Origin of the sequence: Kitasatospora sp. NPDC048722, assembly GCF_040650235.1 — a bacterium.
Taxonomy (GTDB): Bacteria; Actinomycetota; Actinomycetes; order Streptomycetales; family Streptomycetaceae; genus Kitasatospora.
The window spans coordinates 76,773-94,518 of the sequence record NZ_JBEZGX010000015.1; the positions used below are offsets into that span (position 1 = coordinate 76,773).

Annotated in this window: 15 protein-coding genes and 1 tRNA gene; 7 read left to right on the forward strand and 9 right to left on the reverse strand. The window is 71.8% G+C overall.

Going from position 1 to position 17,746, the window contains the following annotated elements; genetic code table 11:
• Positions 1-216: 216 nt before the first annotated feature.
• Positions 217-465: a cell division protein CrgA gene (gene crgA / locus AB0C76_RS13995; RefSeq protein WP_196951174.1), complete on the reverse strand. Its 249-nt coding sequence runs from the start codon at positions 463-465 to the stop codon at positions 217-219.
• A 174-nt stretch (positions 466-639) separates the two neighbouring features.
• Here crgA and AB0C76_RS14000 point away from each other — a divergent pair, with 174 nt between their 5' ends.
• From AB0C76_RS14000 to AB0C76_RS14020, 5 genes are all read left to right on the forward strand, one after another.
• Positions 640-1,398, forward strand: a complete 759-nt coding sequence (locus AB0C76_RS14000; protein ID WP_359964274.1) for a DUF881 domain-containing protein — start codon at positions 640-642, stop codon at positions 1,396-1,398.
• Positions 1,399-1,466: 68 nt separating this feature from the next.
• Positions 1,467-1,646 (forward strand): hypothetical protein, encoded by a 180-nt coding sequence (locus AB0C76_RS14005; RefSeq protein WP_359964183.1) that lies wholly within the window; start codon positions 1,467-1,469, stop codon positions 1,644-1,646.
• Between the two features lie 57 nt (positions 1,647-1,703).
• On the forward strand, positions 1,704-2,369 hold the full coding sequence (locus AB0C76_RS14010; protein WP_359964185.1) for an aminodeoxychorismate/anthranilate synthase component II: 666 nt from the start codon (positions 1,704-1,706) through the stop codon (positions 2,367-2,369).
• A gap of 5 nt (positions 2,370-2,374) precedes the next feature.
• Positions 2,375-3,583 (forward strand): class E sortase, encoded by a 1,209-nt coding sequence (locus tag AB0C76_RS14015; RefSeq protein ID WP_359964187.1) that lies wholly within the window; start codon positions 2,375-2,377, stop codon positions 3,581-3,583.
• A gap of 129 nt (positions 3,584-3,712) precedes the next feature.
• On the forward strand, positions 3,713-4,426 hold the full coding sequence (locus AB0C76_RS14020) for a class E sortase (RefSeq protein ID WP_359964276.1): 714 nt from the start codon (positions 3,713-3,715) through the stop codon (positions 4,424-4,426).
• 129 nt (positions 4,427-4,555) lie between these two features.
• Here AB0C76_RS14020 and pknB read toward each other — a convergent pair whose 3' ends face one another.
• From pknB to AB0C76_RS14050, 6 genes are all read right to left on the reverse strand, one after another.
• Positions 4,556-6,676: a Stk1 family PASTA domain-containing Ser/Thr kinase gene (gene pknB, locus AB0C76_RS14025; RefSeq protein WP_359964188.1), complete on the reverse strand. Its 2,121-nt coding sequence runs from the start codon at positions 6,674-6,676 to the stop codon at positions 4,556-4,558.
• 260 nt (positions 6,677-6,936) lie between these two features.
• The gene (locus AB0C76_RS14030) at positions 6,937-8,394 is read right to left on the reverse strand and encodes a penicillin-binding protein 2 (RefSeq protein WP_359964190.1); all 1,458 of its coding nucleotides are present in this window, start codon (positions 8,392-8,394) and stop codon (positions 6,937-6,939) included.
• Positions 8,391-9,767 (reverse strand): FtsW/RodA/SpoVE family cell cycle protein, encoded by a 1,377-nt coding sequence (locus AB0C76_RS14035; protein WP_359964278.1) that lies wholly within the window; start codon positions 9,765-9,767, stop codon positions 8,391-8,393. The genes AB0C76_RS14030 and AB0C76_RS14035 overlap by 4 nt, the downstream gene beginning before the upstream one ends.
• Positions 9,768-9,927: 160 nt before the next feature.
• The gene (locus AB0C76_RS14040; protein ID WP_359964192.1) at positions 9,928-11,598 is read right to left on the reverse strand and encodes a protein phosphatase 2C domain-containing protein; all 1,671 of its coding nucleotides are present in this window, start codon (positions 11,596-11,598) and stop codon (positions 9,928-9,930) included.
• Positions 11,599-11,651: 53 nt separating this feature from the next.
• On the reverse strand, positions 11,652-12,206 hold the full coding sequence (locus AB0C76_RS14045) for an FHA domain-containing protein (RefSeq protein WP_359964194.1): 555 nt from the start codon (positions 12,204-12,206) through the stop codon (positions 11,652-11,654).
• Between the two features lie 46 nt (positions 12,207-12,252).
• Positions 12,253-13,107 (reverse strand): DUF3662 and FHA domain-containing protein, encoded by an 855-nt coding sequence (locus AB0C76_RS14050; protein ID WP_359964196.1) that lies wholly within the window; start codon positions 13,105-13,107, stop codon positions 12,253-12,255.
• 436 nt (positions 13,108-13,543) lie between these two features.
• Here AB0C76_RS14050 and AB0C76_RS14055 point away from each other — a divergent pair.
• A tRNA-Leu gene (locus AB0C76_RS14055) sits at positions 13,544-13,627 on the forward strand.
• Positions 13,628-13,710: 83 nt separating this feature from the next.
• Here the strand turns inward: AB0C76_RS14055 and AB0C76_RS14060 are convergent.
• On the reverse strand, positions 13,711-14,868 hold the full coding sequence (locus AB0C76_RS14060; RefSeq protein ID WP_359964198.1) for a histidine kinase: 1,158 nt from the start codon (positions 14,866-14,868) through the stop codon (positions 13,711-13,713).
• Positions 14,865-15,518 carry a response regulator transcription factor gene (locus AB0C76_RS14065; RefSeq protein ID WP_329931371.1) on the reverse strand — a complete coding sequence of 218 codons (654 nt, stop codon included), beginning with the start codon at positions 15,516-15,518 and terminating at the stop codon, positions 14,865-14,867. Before AB0C76_RS14065 ends, AB0C76_RS14060 begins: the two co-directional genes overlap by 4 nt.
• A 399-nt stretch (positions 15,519-15,917) precedes the next feature.
• On the opposite strand from AB0C76_RS14065, the gene AB0C76_RS14070 reads away from it, so the two are divergent.
• On the forward strand, positions 15,918-17,687 hold the full coding sequence (locus tag AB0C76_RS14070; protein WP_359964280.1) for a phosphatidylglycerol lysyltransferase domain-containing protein: 1,770 nt from the start codon (positions 15,918-15,920) through the stop codon (positions 17,685-17,687).
• Positions 17,688-17,746: the final 59 nt, after the last annotated feature.

The following is a 17,746-nucleotide window of genomic DNA, read 5'->3' on the forward strand; positions in this document are numbered from 1 at the left end:
CAGGCTGGGGACACTTTTCCCCAGTGTGGATAACCATGTGGATAAAGGCGACAGTGCGATTGTGGGGATAACCGCCCGGCCGATCGGCCGGCGTCGGGCATGCCTCGACGCCGTCCCGGGTCGAGCTGTCCGGGACGGCGGAGGGGCCGTGTCAGGGGGTCGGAAGGGCCGAGCGGCGGCGTGATCCGGCCAGGGCGGGGGCGTGGGCCCCGGCCGTCACTTCCACTGGGTGGAGACGCCGAAGCCCGCCGCGATGAAGCCGAAGCCGACCAGGATGTTCCAGTTCCGCCAGCTCTCGACCGGGTAGTTCCCGCTCGTCACGTAGTAGGTGACGATCCACACCAGCCCGATCAGGAACAGTGCCAGCATCAGGGGCGCGACCCACCCGCGGCCCGAACTGATCTTCACCGCGGCCGTCGTCGGCGGGGTGTAGTCGGACTTCTTGCGGAGTCGAGACTTCGGCACGAGGAGCTCTCCTGTCGATGCGCTGTGAGACCGCGCAGGGTGCAGCGGGGGGCGAGTCGGCCGGCGTCGCTCGTGGAGAACGCTGGGGACGGCTCCCGCACGTGCCACCGGCGTCCGTTAGCGTAGTGGCTCGGCGGGTCTTAAGGAGATAAGGGTACGGTGCCTAATTTGTCGATTCCCCCTCGGCCGACCCGTACCCGTCGATCCGGCATCCGAATTGTCGGCCGTGCCCTGACCTGCGCCGTCTTCGCGCTCGCCGGTCTGCTTTTCTACATCAGCGCACAGACCGCCCGCGGGACCGACCTGCGGACCGACAACTCGCTCCTCAGCCTCGGCGACGTGATACGCCAGCGCAGCGCCCAGAACCAGCAGGCGCAGGCCCAGCTCGCCGACCTCCAGGCCCGCGCCCAGGCGCTCACCGAGCAAGGGAGCCAGAACCCGGCCGACACCGCCCGGCTGGACGGCCTCCGGCTCGGCGCCGCGCTGGAACCGCTCCAGGGCGGCGGCCTGACCGTCACCCTCAACGACGCCCCGCCGAACGCCACCGCCCGCATCCCCGGCGTCCCCGAGCCGGGCGTCAACGACCTGGTCATCCACCAGCAGGACATCCAGGCCGTGGTCAACGCGCTGTGGCGGGGCGGTGCCGAGGGGGTGCAGGTCATGGACCAGCGGCTGATCTCCACCAGTGCCGTCCGCTGCGTCGGCAACACCCTGCTGCTCCAGGGCCGGGTCTACTCGCCGCCCTACGTCGTCAAGGCCGTGGGGAAGACCGACGACCTGCGCGCGGCAGTGGACGGGGACCCGACGATCCGCAACTACCTGCGCTACGTCCAGGCGTACGGACTTGGCTGGAAGGTCCAGGAGAGCGGCGACCTCACCCTGCCCGGCTACTCGGGCACCACCGACCTCCGTTCGGCGGGCGGCCAGCAGTAGCGGACCGGCCTGGACGCCGTGGACTGCGGGTCTACTCTTGACCCAGTCTGCTACGTCGAGGGAGCACCATGTACGGCTGGATCTGGCGTCACCTCCCGGGGAACACCCTGGTCAAGGCCGTCGTCTCGCTGCTCCTCATCCTCGGGGTGGTCTACCTCCTGTTCACTTACGTCTTCCCGTGGGCGGAACCGCTACTCCCCTTCGGTGACGTCACAGTGGACGGCGGCGACGGTGCCGCGGCCGGCTGAGCCGGCCGGCCCCGCTCTTCCCCTCAAGTCCCCGCGAGCCACGGAGATAGCGCGCGAATGACCACCCAGCGGACCCAGCCCCGGATCCTGGTCGTCGACAACTACGACAGCTTCGTCTTCAACCTGGTCCAGTACCTGTACCAGCTCGGCGCCACGTGCGAGGTGGTGCGCAACGACGCGGTGACCGTCGAGCACGCCGTCCGCCGCGGCAGCGGCGACGAGGGCTTCGACGGGGTGCTGCTCTCCCCCGGCCCCGGTGCGCCGGAGGAGGCCGGGGTCTGCATCGAGATGGTCCACCACTGCGCGCGGATCGCACTGCCGGTCTTTGGCGTCTGCCTGGGCCTGCAGTCGATCGCCGTCGCGTACGGCGCGGTGGTCGGCCGGGCGCCGGAGCTGCTGCACGGCAAGACCTCACTGGTCGAGCACGAGGACGGCGGGGTGTTCGAGGGCCTGCCCTCGCCGCTCACCGCCACCCGGTACCACTCGCTGGCGGTCGACCCGGCGACGGTGCCGGACGACCTGGTGGTCACCGCCCGCACCGAGAGCGGCGTGATCATGGGCCTGCGGCACCGCGAACTGCCGGTCGAGGGTGTGCAGTTCCACCCCGAGTCGGTGCTCACCGAGGGCGGGCACCGGATGCTCGCGAACTGGCTGGCGGAGTGCGGCCACCCGCAGGCCGTGGACCGGTCGGCCGGGCTCGCCCCGGTGATCGGCCGGGGCTGAGCGGCGTGACCGCACTGCGTCCCGAGGGGCGTTACCAGCCGGAGGCGGGACCGTACGGGGACGGGCGGCAGCCCGCGGACCAGTACGGCCAGGCCGAGTACGGCGAAGGCCATCAGGTCAACGGCCATCAGGTCAACGGCCAGTACGGCTACGGGCAGTACGGCGGCGGCCGGCAGGCCGGCGGCCAGTACGGCGACCAGTACCAGGGCGCCCACCAGGCCCCGCCCGCCCAGCCGGTCCAGCCCGCCCCGTCCGGACAGGCGGGTGCGGAGGACGGCTGGGGCGTCTACGAGCAGGCCGAGCAGGCCGCCGACACGTCCGAGTACCCCTGGCTGCCCGACCAGACCGTGCAGCTCCGGCTGCCCGCCGGGGAGGGACCGGCCGCCGCCGAGGCGGCCCCGCCGACCGGCGGACGGGCCGAGCGCCGGCGGGCCGCCCAGGGGCGCACCTCGGTGCGCCCGGGCAGCGGGCGGCGCCGGGCCTCCGGCAAGGGCGCGGGGCCGCGGGTGCGGCCCAAGGAGTCCCCGGTCGTGATCGCGGCGCGCCTGGTCGGCGAACTGTGCATCACGCTCGGCGTGGTGATGCTGCTCTTCGTCTCGTACCAGCTGTGGTGGACCAACGTGCAGGCCGACGCGGCCGCCGACGGTGCCCGCAGCCAGCTGGAGAAGCAGTTCGACGCGGCGCAGCCCGGCCAGCCGGGACAGCCGGCACCGGATCCGGCGAAACCCGAGACGTTCGAGCCCGGCAAGGGCTTCGCGATCATCTACCTGCCCAAGCTCGGGCTGAAGTTCCCGATCGCCGAGGGCACTTCGAAGTCGGCGGTGCTCGACAACGGCCTGGTCGGCCACTACACCGGCACCGGCATGCCGGCCGACAAGGCGGGCAACTTCGCGCTCGCCGCGCACCGCAACACCCACGGCGAGCCGTTCCGGTACATCAACAAGCTCGGCAAGGGCGACCAGGTCGTGGTGGAGACCGCCACCGCGTACTACACGTACGAGATCACCGGCGGCATCCCGGAGACCTCCCCCAACAACGTCAGCGTGATCAAGCCCGTCCCGAACGGCTCCGGCTACACCGGCCCCGGCCGGTACATCACCCTCACCACCTGCACCCCGGAGTTCACCTCCAAGTTCCGCCTCATCCTGTTTGGCAAGATGACCGAGGAACGGCCGCGCAGCCAGGGCAAGCCGGCCGTGATCGCGGGCGGGTAGTCACCCGGCCGCAGGCGACGGAGGGGAGCACCGGTGACGCAGGACGAGACGGCCGTGGAGGCCTTCCCGCAACCCGGTCCGGGCGGTGCGCCCGGACCGGAGCCGGCGCGGCGCGGGAGGGGCCGGGCGCTGGCCGTCCTCGGGGTCTTCGGCGAGCTCCTGATCACCCTGGGCCTGGTGCTCGGCCTGTTCGTCGCCTACTCGCTCTGGTGGACCAACGTCGAGGCGGACCGCTCGGCGTCCGAGGCCTCCGACAAGCTGCGCAGCGCCTGGGCCGCGGGCCCCACCGGCACGCCCTCGGCGACGCCCGGTGCGACGCCCGGTGCGACGGCCGCCGCGCCCGTCTACGCGGCCGGGGACGGGGTCGGCTTCCTGCACGTCCCCGCGATGGGCAGGGACTACCAGGTGCTGATCCGGATGGGCACCGACACCGACACCCTGGCCGAGGGCGTCGCCGGGGTGTACGAGCAGCCGTACCGCGCCGCGATGCCCTGGGACACGACCGGCAACTTCGCGCTGGCCGCCCACCGGGACGGCCACGGCGCCAAGTTCCACGACCTGGACGCCGTCCACAAGGGCGACGCGGTCGTCGTCGAGACCAAGGACGAGTGGTACGTCTACAAGGTCGACAGCACCCTGCCGGAGACGTCCAAGTACGACACCGGCATCGTCGCGCCCGTCCCGACCGGCTCCGGCTACACCACCCCGGGCCGGTACATCACGCTGACCACCTGCACGCCGGTCTACACCTCGCGCTACCGGATGGCGGTGTGGGGGAGCCTGGTCCGGGTGGACCCCGTGGACGCCGAGCGGACCCCGCCGCCCGAGCTGCGGCACTCCTGAGCCGCTCCTGCCCGCCACCTCGCCGGAGAACGCCCGGGGGCCCGCCGCAGTCGCTGCGACGGGCCCCCGGTGCTGTCGTGACAACCCCCACCAAGCCTCGGGTCCCCTCAGAACCAGGGGAAGAAGGGCTTAGTTGTTGTTCCCCCCTTTGGGGTTGGAGGGTGAGGGGACGGGGTCGCCCCCTTTGGGCGGATCAGCCGGCTTCGTGACCAGGTTCACCTGGGTGTTCGGGTCCAGCATGGTGCCGGCCGGCGGGTTGGTCATGATGACCACGGCGTTCGGGTCCGACGGGCCGGTCACGGCGTAGCCGAGGCCGAGCTTCTGCAGCTGGCTGACGGCGTCCGACAGCTTGACGTTCTGCAGCGGCGGCACCTGGGCCTTTTCCGGCGCCTTGTAGATGACCAGCTGGATCTTCGTGTTGGCCGGGGCCTTGGTGTTGGCCCCCGGGGTCTGCGACGCGACGGTGTCGACCTTGGTCGGGTCGGTCGTCGCCACCGTCTTCGACATGTCGACCTGGAAGCCGGCGCCCTGCAGCTGGGCCGCCGCGGCGTCCTTCTGCATGCCGACCACGGGCGGGACGGCGATCTTGCTCTTGCCCTGCGAGATCGTCAGCTTGATCGGGGCGCTCGGGTCGGCCGGGGTGTTGGCGGCCGGGTCCTGGGCGGTGACGGTGTCCTGCGGGGCGGTGTCGTCGTCCTTGTACTCGGTGGTGACGTTGGTGAAGCCGGCCGCGCTGAGGGCCTGCGTCGCCTGGTCCTTGGTCTTGCCGGTCACCGGCGGGACGTTCGCCTTGGCCGGGCCGGAGGAGACCTGCACGGTGATCGTGCCGTTCTCCGCGACCGGGATGCCGGCCGCCGGGTTCTGGGTGCAGACCTGGTCCTTCTTCACGTTGGCGTCCGGGCAGGCGATCTTGTCGCCCTCGGTCACCACGAGCTTGGGACCGGCCTGCGCGGCCGCCGACTTCGCGTCGGCCAGGCTCTTGCCGACCAGGCTCGGCGCGGCGAGCTTCGCGGGCTCCTTGCTGGCGCCACTGCCGTTGAACATCGCCTGGGCGACGAAGAAGGTGCCGACCAGGACCAGCACCGCGGCGACCGCCAGCACGATCCAGGAGGTGTTGCTCTTCTTCGGCCGGTCGCCGCGCCGACCGCCCTCGGAGCCGTAGCCGTCGTCGTGGCCGCCGCCCGCCGGGGTGCCGGCGTAGGTCTGGCCGTAGCCGTCGTCCGGGTAGCCGCCCTGCTGTCCGTAGCCGGGCTGGCCGACCTGCGGCAGGACGGTGGTCGGACCGCCGGGCTGCTGCGGCAGCACGTTGGTCTGGCCGTACGGGTCGTGCTGCGGGTAGCCGTTCTGGTCGTAGCCGTACCCGGCGGCGCCCATGCCGTAGGCGGCGGCCTGCTGGGCGGCGGCGACCGGGAGGCCGTCGAGGAAGCGCTCGATGTCGTCGCGCATCTCGTCGGCGCTCTGGTAGCGGTAGTCGCGCTCCTTGGCGAGGGCCTTCAGCACGATCGCGTCGACCTCGGGGCGCACCTCGGGGTCGAAGACCGACGGCGGCTGCGGCTCCTCCCGGACGTGCTGGTAGGCCACGGCCACCGGGGAGTCGCCGACGAACGGCGGGCGGACGGTCAGCAGTTCGTACAGCAGGCAGCCGGTGGAGTACAGGTCGGACCGGGCGTCGACCTGCTCGCCCTTGGCCTGTTCGGGGGAGAGGTACTGGGCGGTGCCGATGACGGCCGAGGTCTGCGTCATGGTCATCCCGGCGTCGCCCATCGCGCGGGCGATGCCGAAGTCCATGACCTTGACGTTGCCCTGCCGGGTCAGCATCACGTTGGCGGGCTTGATGTCGCGGTGGACGATGCCCGCCCGGTGCGAGTACTCCAGCGCCTGCAGGATGCCGATGGTCATCTCCAGCGCGCGCTCGGGCAGCAGCCGGCGCCCGGAGTGCAGCAGCTCGCGCAGGGTGGACCCCTCGACGTACTCCATCACGATGTACGGGATGGAGATGCCGTCGATGTAGTCCTCGCCGGTGTCGTACACGGCGACGATCGCGGGGTGGTTCAGGGACGCCGCCGACTGCGCCTCGCGGCGGAAGCGGGCCTGGAACGACGGATCCCGGGCCATGTCGGCCCGGAGCGTCTTCACTGCGACGGAACGGCCGAGCCGGGTGTCATGGCCGAGGTACACCTCGGCCATGCCGCCGCGTCCGAGGACGCCGCCGAGCTCGTACCTGCCGCCGAGGCGACGAGGCTCTTCCATAGTTCCGACCCTCTCCCTCACCCGCCGGTGAGGTTGTGACGTAGGTGTCCCCGCACGCTCTGGGTGACGCCGCGCGGCCCGCGACCGGTTCTCCGGCCGGGTCGTGCGCCGCCTCGCGGGCGGCAACGGGCACACCCGCTGCTGGCGGATACGCTACCGGTCGTACCACGTCGGACCGGAGTCACCCGTGGGCCGATACCAGACCGGTATCCGAACGGGGGTGCCGATCGTGACATTCCACTCACCCGCGGCCCCGCCCGTCACTTGCCGAGCACGGCCTGCATCACCGCCTTGGCGATCGGGGCGGCGAGGCGGCCGCCGCTGATGCCGTCGCGGTTCTGCGAGCCGTCCTCGACCACGACCGCGACCGCGACCGACTGGCCGTCCGAGGTCTTGGCCCAGGACGTGAACCAGGCGAACGGCAGGCCGGCGTTGTCCTCGCCGTGCTGGGCGGTGCCGGTCTTGCCGCCGACCTGGACGCCGGGGATCTTGGCGTTCGTGCCGGTGCCGTTCTCGACCACCGAGACCATCAGGTCCTGCATCTTCTGCGCGGTGGTCGGGCTCATGGCCTGGGAGAACTGCTTCTCGGTGTGCTTGGAGATGGTGGTCAGCGAGGCCGAGCGCTCCTGGTCGACCAGGTACGGCGTCATCAGGCTGCCGTTGTTGGCGATGGCCGCGGAGACCATGGCCATCTGCAGCGGGGTGGCGCGGGTGTCGTGCTGGCCGATCGAGTCCTGGGCGGTGCCGTCCAGGCTCGCGCTGTTCGGGAAGATGCTCTTCTCGGAGCGCACGGGGGTGTCGACGGTGCTGTTGAAGCCGAACTTCTCGGCCTGCGCCCGCATCTTGTCCTTGCCGAGGTCGGCGCCCATCTTGGCGAAGACCGTGTTGCAGGACTGGTCCATGCCGGACTTGACGGTGGCGTTCTCGCACTTCTCGTTCGGGCTCTCGTTCTTGAGAACGGTGCTGGTGCCCGGCAGGGTGTACGGGTCCGGCGTGCTCGTCGCGTCGTCGACGTTCTGGTACAGGCCGTTCTCGAACGCGGCGGTCGCGGTGACCAGCTTGAAGGTCGAGCCGGGCGGATAGGTCTCCTTCAGCGCCCGGTTGAGCATCGGCTTGTTCGGGTCGGCGTTGAGGTCCGTCCAGGACTTGGAGTCGGAGTCCTCGCTGCCGGAGATGGTGCCCGGGTCGTAGGACGGGGTGGAGACCAGGGCGAGGATCGCGCCGGTCTTCGGGTCGAGCGCGACGGCCGCGCCCTTCTTGTTGCCGAGCCCGTCCCAGGCGGCCTTCTGGGCCTTGGCGTTGATCGTCGTGACGACGTCGCCGCCCTTCTTCTGCTCACCGGTCAGCATGTCCAGGGTGTTGCGGAAGAACAGCCGGTCGTCGGTGCCGGAGAGGATGCCGTCCTCCAGGTTCTCCAGCCCGTTGGAGCCGTAGACCTGGGAGGAGTAGCCGGTGACCGGGGCGTACATCGGGCCGTCGACCCAGGAGCGCTTGTACTTGTAGCGCAGGCCGTTGACGAAGTCGGACTTCGTGACCGGCTGGCCGCCGACGATGATGTTGCCGCGCGGGTGGGCGTAGCGGTCGAACTGCTGGCGCTTGTTGTTGACGTTGCTGGCCCAGGCGTCGGCCTGGACGCCCTGCACCCAGTTGGTGCGCAGCATCAGGGCCAGGATCAGCACGAGGCAGAAGATCGAGACCCGGCGGATCGGCTTGTTCATCTGGCGGGGCCTCCCTGGCCCTCGGTGGCGGGGGCGGGTTCGACCCCGGGTCGGCGGGCACTGTCGCTGATCTTCAGCAGGATCGCGATCAGTGCCCAGTTGGCGACCACTGACGAACCGCCCTGGGCGAGGAACGGCATGGTCATACCGGTCAGCGGGATCAGTCCGGTGACCCCTCCGGCGACGACGAAGACCTGCAGCGCCATGGCGGAGGCGAGGCCGACGGCGAACAGCTTGCCGAACGGGTCGCGGGCGGCGAGCGCGGTGCGCAGGCCGCGCTGCACCAGCAGCGCGTAGAGCAGGAAGATCGCCATCAGGCCGGCGAGGCCGAGCTCCTCGCCGAAGGAGCCCAGGATGAAGTCGCTCTTGGCGGCGAAGTTGATCAGCCAGGACCTCCCCTGGCCGAGGCCGGAGCCGGTCACCCCGCCGGAGCCGAGCGCCATCAGCGACTGGCCGATCTGCTCGGTGGAGCCCTTGGGCGGGTGCGGGGCGAAGGCGGCCATCGGGTCGAGCCAGGCGTCGATCCGGGTCTTCACGTGGCTGGTGGTCATGGCGACGGCGGTGGCGCCGCCGACCGACATCAGCAGGCCGAACAGGATCCAGCTGGTGCGCTCGGTGGCGACGTAGAGCATCACCACGAACAGGCCGAAGAACAGGAAGGACGTGCCGAGGTCGTTCTCGAAGACCAGGATCAACAGGCTGAGCAGCCAGATCACCACGATCGGTCCGAGGTCGCGCCCGCGCGGCAGGTAGAGGCCGGCGAAGCGGCGGCTGGCCAGGGCCAGGGCGTCCCGCTTGACCATCAGGTACCCGGCGAAGAAGACGGTGAGGATGATCTTGGCGAACTCGCCGGGCTGGATGGAGAAGCCGCCCATCCGGATCCAGATCTTGGCGCCGAAGTCCTCCGCGCGGGCCGGGAAGAACGCCGGCGCGGCGAGCAGGACGAGGGCCACGACCATCGAGATGTAGGTGTAGCGCTGGAGCACGCGGTGGTCCTTGAGGAACACCATGACGCCGATGAACAGCGCGACGCCGAGGCCGGACCACATCAGCTGGTTCTCGGCGGCCTTGAAGTTGCCGGTGAGCAGCTTGCCCGCCTTGTCGAGCCGCCAGATCATGACCACGCCGAGCCCGTTCAGCAGGGTGGCGATCGGCAGCATCAGCGGGTCCGCGTACGGCGCGAAGCGGCGGACCAGCAGGTGCGCGACGAGGGCGAGCGAGCCCATTCCGAGGCCGTAGCCGAGCATGCCGCGGGGCAGCTCGGAGTCCATGGCGAGGCCCACGTTGGCGTAGGCGAGGACCGGGAGCAGGACGGCGAAGACCAGCAGGGCCAGCTCGGTGTTGCGCCGGTTGGGCGCTTCCTGCGGGGTGATGGTGGTGTTGCCCCGGCGCCGGGTGCCGGGCCGGGCGTCCGGTGTCCGGCGCCGGCCGGGTCGGCCCGCGCCGCTGCTCAGGTCGTAGGTGCTCACTGGTCGGCCGCTCCCTGCCGGCCGGTGGGCCGGCCGGGGGCGGGCCTATGTCGGGTCACGGGGGTCACTGCTTCGGGCAGGACTCGGCACGCTGCCGGTCCTCGTCGCTCAGGCCGGGCACGTCGCCCGCGGCGCCGGGGGCCGGTGCGGGGGTGGTGGCGGGCGGCGGGGTGGCCGGGGCGCTCGGGGCGGCCGAGGAGGTGGCCGAGGAGGTGGGCGTCGGGGTGGGCACCGCGGCCACGGGGGCGCGGTTCCTCTCGCTCGGCTTCTCGCTCGGCGTGGGCGCGGGCGCGGCCACGAACCCGGCGGGGTCGGCGTACGTCGTCTGGGTGGCCTGGGTGCCCGCGGGCTGTCCGGCGGTACCGGCCTTCGCGTCGCTGACCTTCTTGCAGAGCTTGGCCCAGCCGTCGAGCTCCTTGATGGTCGCGTCGGCGTCGTTCAGGCTGTTCACCGAGATGGTCTTGGTGACGTGTGCCTGCTGGTCCGTCGGCAGGTACTTGAGCGCGATGTCCTTGTACTCGGTGTGCACCGAGGAGAGGCTCAGGCCGGCCAGGCTCTGGTTGATGCCCTGGTAGACGGCCACGTGCCCGTCCTGCGCGCCGACGTAGTACTGGCCCTGCGTCCACTGGTAGCCGAAGTACCCGCCGCCGCCGAGCACGCCGAGGGCGACCAGGACGGCCAGCGAGACCTTGAGCCCCTTGCGCTTGCGCTTCGGCGGCTCGTCCTCGTCGAAGTCCTCGGTGCCGTAGACCGAGGGCTCGGCGCCGTTGTAGCCGCCGTACTCGCCCTCGTAGCCCTCGGCGGGGCCGAAGCCGCCCGGCGCGTCGTAGCCGCCGTCGTAGCCCTCGGCGGGGCCGAAGGCGCCCTGGGGCGCGCGGCCGAGGCCGGCGGCGCGGCCGGCCGGGGTGTCGGCGATGGAACGGTCGGTGGCGGCCGAGGACGGCGGGGCGTCGGCGACCGCGCCGACCACCACCGGGACGTCGTTGAACTGGCCGCTCATGGTGTCCGTGGCGCCGACGTCGATGACGTCCGCCACGATGCAGGTGATGTTGTCCGGGCCGCCGCCGCGCAGCGCGAGCTGGATCAGCTCCTGCACGGTCTGCTCGGGCGCGTAGTAGCTGCCGAGGGTGGCTTCGAGCGTCTGGTGGCTGACCGGGCCGGAGAGGCCGTCGGAGCAGATCAGGTAGCGGTCGCCGGCCCGGACCTCGCGGATCGACAGGTCGGGCTCGACCTGGCCGCGGCCGTCCAGGGCCCGCATCAGCAGCGAGCGCTGCGGGTGGGTCTCGGCCTCCTCGGGCGTGATCCGGCCCTCGTCGACCAGGCGCTGCACCCAGGTGTGGTCCTGGGTGATCTGCACCAGGGAACCGTCGCGCAGCAGGTAGGCGCGGGAGTCGCCGACGTGCACGAGGCCCATCCGCTGGCCCGTCCAGAGCATGGCGGTGAGCGTGCAGCCCATGCCCTCCAGCTGGGGGTCGTCCTCGACCATCTGCCGGAGCCGGTCGTTGGCGCCCTGGACGGCGTCACCGAGCAGGGTCAGCAGATCGGCGCCCGGCACGTCCTCGTCCAGACGGACGATGGAGCCGAGCACCTCGGAGGACGCGACCTCGCCGGCCGCGGCGCCGCCCATGCCGTCGGCCACGGCCAGCAGCCGCGGCCCGGCGTAGCCGGAGTCCTCGTTCCCCTCCCGGATCAGTCCCTTGTGGGAGCCGGCGGCGAAGCGCAGCACCAGGGTCATGCGACCTGTGCCCCCCTCTGGGTCATGGACGGGATGCTGTCCCTCATGCGCTACTACTTCCGCAGTTCGATGACGGTCCTGCCGATACGGATCGGCATGCCCGGCTGGAGCGGGGTCGGCGCGGTCAGGCGCTGCCGGTCCAGATAGGTGCCGTTGGTGGAGCCTAGATCCTCGACCGTCCACTGCCCAGTCTGGTCGGGATAGATCCTGGCATGCCGGGAGGACGCGTAGTCGTCGTCCAGCACGATGGTGGAGTCGTGCGCCCGGCCCAGGGTGATGGTCTGGCCCTGCAGCGCGACGGTGGTCCCGGCCAGGGAGCCCTGGACCACGACGAGCTGCGTCGGGGCGCCGCGGCGCCGGCCGCCGCCCGCGGTCGGGGCGGCGGTGTTGGCACCCGGGCCCGGGGTCGGCGCGGGGCGTCCGGCGGCGGCGGGCGCGGTGGCCGCACCGGCTCCGGACGCGGGCGCGGGACCGCCGCGGCGCGAGGAGCGGGGGTTCACCTTGGTCCCGAAGAGGTCGCTGCGGATCACCTGGATCGCGACGATGACGAACAGCCACAGCACGGCCAGGAAGCCCAGCCGCATCACCGTCAGGGTCAGTTCGGACATGGCCGCCCCGCGTGTGGGTGAGCGAAGCGAGCGAACAAATCGGACACTACCCTTCGACCTGTCGGTAGACGATGGTGGTGGAGCCCACGACGATTCGCGAGCCGTCGCGGAGCGTAGCGCGCTGGGTGTGCTGTCCGTCCACCACGATGCCGTTGGTGGAGCCCAGGTCGAGGACCATCGAAGGGTTGCCGGGGCGGATCTCGGCGTGCTTGCGGGAGACGCCCGGGTCGTCGATCCGGACGTCCGCCTCGGTCGAGCGGCCCAGCACGCACGCGCCGCCGGAGATCTGGTGGCGGGCGCCGTTCACCTCGATCCAGGTGCGGACCGAGGCGCCGTGGCCGGAGCCGGGGAACGCGCGGACGTTGCCGCCCGCGGTCGGCGGGGCCGGGGGCATGGCGGGGGGCGCGGCCGGCGGCGGGGGCGCGCTGTACTGGTCGGCTCCCGGCTGCTGCCACGGCGCGCCGGGGGCCGGGGCGACCGGCGGGCGGTCGTAGCCGGGCTGCGGCGGGGCGTACTGCTGGGGCTCCTCGGCCGCCAGGGTGCGGCTGCGCACCCGGTACAGGCCGGTGTCGAGGTCGTCGGCCTTCTCCAGGTTCACCTGGAGGGGGCCCATGAAGCTGTACCGCTGGGCCTCGGCGTACTCGCGGACCATGCCGGCGAGCTCGTTGCCGAGCTGCCCGGAGTAGGGGCTCAGGCGCTCGTGGTCGTGCGGGCTCAGCTCGACGATGAAGTCGTTCGGCACGACGGTGCGGTCGCGGTTCCAGATGCTCGCGTTGTTGTCGCACTCGCGCTGCAGCGCCCCGGCGATCTCCACGGGCTGGACCTCGGACTTGAACACCTTGGCGAAGGTGCCGTTGACGAGACCCTCAAGTCGCTGCTCGAACTTCTTCAGCACTCCCATGGGGCACCCCCTTCCAGGGTTCGTTCGCCTGCCTGCCGACCGGGCCCCGGAGAGCCGGTCGTGCCTACTTGCGGTACTTCCGTACTGATCGTATCCACGCCGGGCCCATCCGTACGGTTCCCGGGACGCGTCGTGCCCGGGGGTGGGCTCGGACACACAGGGTGACGCATATCGGGTACGGCACGCCAGGTGTGCCCGTCGGAAGGGGGTTCCACGCTTCGCCCGGACGTTCGGGGCGCATCCGTTCGGACGCGCTCGGGTGGCGGACCGGGGGGTGGAACCGTCCCGGCGGAACGGATTCGGAGGACTCCCCCAGGTCGTGCTACTGTTTTCCACGTCGGAAGGGCCGCCCGAGAGGGAGGCCGGGACGAAGAACCACGAGGGCCGCGAGGTGCTGGTGGATCGGGGATCCGGTCGGCACGGAAGACGCACCCATGCGCGGGTGGCGGAATAGGCAGACGCGCTGGATTCAGGTTCCAGTGCCCGAAAGGGCGTGGGGGTTCAACTCCCCCCTCGCGCACAGCGAAGCCCCGCAGATCTTCGGATCTGCGGGGCTTTCTCGTTCTCCGGAGGGACCGCCCGGGGGCCGTCCCTCCGGCCGGCTCAGGCGCGGGAGGCGGGGAGTTCGGCGCGGACCTCGAACCCGCCCTCCTGGGTGGGGCCCGCGGTCAGCGTGCCGCCGAGGAGCTGGGCGCGCTCGCGCAGGCCGACCAGTCCGTGACCACCGCCCGGCAGGGTCAGGGCGTCCGGCCGGGCCGGTCGCACCGGCGGGGGGTCGTTGCGCACCTCGACCCGCAGCCGCCGGCCCTTCGCCCGCACCTTCACGTGCACGGCCGCGTCGGGGGCGTACTTGGTGATGTTGGTGAGCGCCTCCTGGACCGTCCGGTAGGCGGCCCGCTCCACCGCCTCCGGCCACGGGCGGTCGCCGGGCGCCAGCTCGGCGGCGGCGGCCAGGCCGCTCTCCTCGATCAGCCGGGGCAGGTCGGCCAGCCGCGGCTGCGGGGCGAGCGGGGTGTTGTGGCGCGGGTCGCCGGTGCGCAGCACGCCGACCATCTGGCGCAGCTCGTCGAGGGTGCGCACGGAGAGCTCGCGGATGGTGCGGGCGGTGGCCGCCGCGGCCGGGTCGGGGGTGCTCACCTGGAGCGCGCCGGCCTGGATGCTGATCAGGCTGACCTGGTGCGAGACGACGTCGTGCATCTCGCGGGCGAGCCGGCCGCGCTCGCTGATCAGCACCCGCTCGGCGAGCAGCCTGGTCTCCCGCTCCTGGCCGCGGGTCAGCTCCTCGACCCGGGCCGCCAGCTCCCGCCGGGTGCGGGCGAGCAGGCCGGTGGCGGCGGGGCCGGCGGCGAGCATGATCGACTGGATGGCGTAGAGCGCGGTGTCGCGGCTCAGCCAGACGGTCTGGTCGGAGATCGGCCAGTGGAAGAACTCGACGAGGGTGAAGAGGGTGCCGAGGGGGATGACCAGACGGGGGTTGGGGCGTTCGGCCGCCAGTGTGTAGACGGCCGTGATCGGGGCCAGCCAGATGTCGGCGACGTAGCTGCCTGGCATGGTGAGGAGCAGCACGAGGACCGGGAAGCGGCGGCGCCAGAGCAGCGTCACGGCGGCCAGCACCGACAGCGCCACCTGCCACCACTGGGCGTCCCGGGCGACCAGGGCCGCGTCCATCAGGGAGTACAGCGCGGGCAGCAGCAGCATCAGCCAGGGCGCGGTGCACCAGGCCGGCAGCCGTCTCGACGGCAGCTGGTCGGCGGCGGTCATGCTCCGTCGCCGGGTTTCGGCCGGACCAGTCCGGCCCGGTGGGCGACGACGGCGGCCTGGACGCGGTTGGCGGCGCCGAGCTTGCCGAGGATCGCGCTGATGTGGTCCTTGACGGTGCCGGTGCCGAGGAACAGCCGGTCGGCGATCTCCGCGTTCGACAGGCCCTCGCCGAGCAGGGCCAGGACGTCCAGCTCCCGGCCGGTGAGGGTGCGGGTGAGCGCGGAGGCCTCGGCGTCCGGTCCGCCGCCGTCCACGTAGCCGCCGATCACGGTACGGGTGACGGTCGGGGAGAGGATGTTGCCGCCGGCCGCGAGCACCCGGACGGCGTGCACCAACTGCTCGGGGGCGGTGTCCTTGAGGAGGAAGCCGGAGGCGCCGGCCCGCAGCGCGGTGCCGATGTACTCGTCGGTGTCGAAGGTGGTCAGCATCGCGACGGCCGGCGGGTCGGGCAGGGCGCGGACCCGGCGCAGCACCGAGATGCCGTCGAGGTCGGGCATCCGGATGTCGAGCAGCACGACGTGCGGGCGCAGCCGCTGGACGTGCTCCTCGGCCTGGCCGCCGGAGCAGTCGCCGACCACCTCCAGGTCGTGGGCGGAACCGACGATGAGGCCGAGGCCGGAGCGGACCAGGATCTCGTCGTCCACGATCAGCACGCGGGTGGTGGTGATGGTGCCTCCTCGGTTGGGGCGGCCGGGTGGTGGCGGTCCGCGCGGGTCGATGTCGAGGGTAGGGGTAGCCGGGTCGGGCCGCCGAACGCATGGCGGGTCCGCACCCCCGCCGTTCGGCGGGGGTTGGAATCCGCTACCCGGTTCACGCGATTCTCACGTGAGGTGGGGAACCATGTTGGTGGCTGCCCTTTCGTCGGCCCGCTCCCTGCTGCGGGGGCCGGTGGGCCCGGGGCCGCCGGTCAGTCCGTCGGGCCCGTGCGGGCGCCCGGCGCCGGGCCGTGTGCGGATGCGCCCCACCATCTGATCGTTTGGAATTGAGCTGTGTCGTCCACTGTGAAGTCGGAGCCGTCCGCCACGTCCACCGGGCCCCGGCCCGTCGGCCTGCTCGACCGCTGGCGCCCGCGGGCCGCCGCGGCCTCCGTCTGGTACCTGCGGCTGATCGCGCTGCTGAACGTGGCGACGGTACTCCTGGTGCCGTTCCGCGACCAGGTCAGCGAGCACAACGAGGGTGAGTACTTCACCCCGTACCTGATGACCTCGGGCCTGGCCAGCGCGGTGCTGTCGGTGTTCCTGGCGGTCGCGATGCGGCGGCGCAAGCGGGCCGCGTGGATCTTCAACGCGGCGCTGGCCGGGATGTTCGCGCTGCTCTACCTGGCGGCCATGCTGCTGCCCGACGAGCGCTTCAACCGGCACCCGCTGAACTACGTCTCCACGGTGCTGACCTGCCTGTTCGTGCTGGCGCTGCTGGTCGGGCGCAAGGAGTTCACGTCCAAGGGCGACCAGTCCAACCCGAAGACCGCCGCCGCGACCTTCGTCGGCGGGCTGCTGTTCGGCGGCGGGGTGGGCGCACTGCTGGTGTGGCTGACCAACGAGCTGGGCGGCGCCGACTTCTGGGACCTCTTCCGCTACTCCGTCGGCCGGATGATCACCATCACCCCGTCCGAGCACCTGCGCTCCGTGATCAACGTGCCGACCTGGGTGAACGCGGTGATCAACGCGATGGGCGCGGTGCTGTTCCTGCTCGTGCTGTACGTCGCCTTCCGCAGCCCGCGCGGCAAGGAACTGCTGAACCCCGAGGACGAGGCCAAGCTGCGGACCCTGCTCGACAGGCAGGGCGAGCGGGACTCGCTCGGCTACTTCGCGCTGCGCCGGGACAAGGCCGTGATCTTCTCCCCCAGCGGCAAGGCGGCCGTCACCTACCGGGTGATCGGCGGGGTGTCGCTCGCCTCGGGCGACCCGATCGGCGACCCGGAGGCATGGCCGGGGGCGATCGACGCCTGGCTCGCCGAGGCCCGCGAGCACGCCTGGGCGCCGGCCGTCATGGGCGCCTCCGAGGAGGCCGGCGTGATCTACGCCCGGCACGGGCTGGACGCGCTGGAGCTGGGCGACGAGGCGATCGTCGAGCTGGACGAGTTCTCGTTGGAGGGCCGGGCGATGCGGGTCGTCCGGCAGGCGTACAACCGGGTCAAGCGGGCCGGGTACACCGTGCGGATCCGCCGTCACGAGGACATCTCCGAGGCGGAGATGGAGCGGCTGGTGGCCAAGGCCGACGAGTGGCGCGACGGCGCGACCGAGCGCGGTTTCTCGATGGCGCTCGGCCGCCTCGGCGACCCGGCCGACGGCCGCTGCGTGATGCTGGAGTGCCACGACGGCGACGGCGAGCTCAAGGCGCTGCTGAGCTTCGTGCCGTGGGGCCCGGACGGGCTCTCGCTGGACCTGATGCGCCGGGCCCGGGACACCGAGAACGGCCTGGTCGAGTTCATGGTGATCGAACTCCTCCAGCGCGCCGACGAGGTGGGGCTTAAGCGGGTTTCGTTGAACTTCGCGATGTTCCGTTCCGTTTTCGAGCGCGGTTCGCGGCTCGGCGCCGGCCCGGTGTTGCGGCTGTGGCGCTCCGTGCTCGGTTTCTTCTCCCGCTGGTGGCAGATCGAGTCGCTGTACCGCGCCAACGCCAAGTACCGGCCGATCTGGGAACCGCGTTACCTGCTCTTCGAGAAGAGCAGCGAGATTCCGCGGATCGGCATCGCGAGCGCCCGTGCCGAGGGCTTCATCGTCGCGCCGAGCATGCCCGCCCTGTTCCGGCGCCGGCACTCCGGGTCCGCCGTGGTGGCGCCCCGGGTGCCCGTGAGCGCGCAGCAGGGCGAGGAGTAGTCCTCCGCCCGCTCTCCGCCGGGGGGCGGGGGGTGGCGGACGGCCGGATGGGGGTGCCC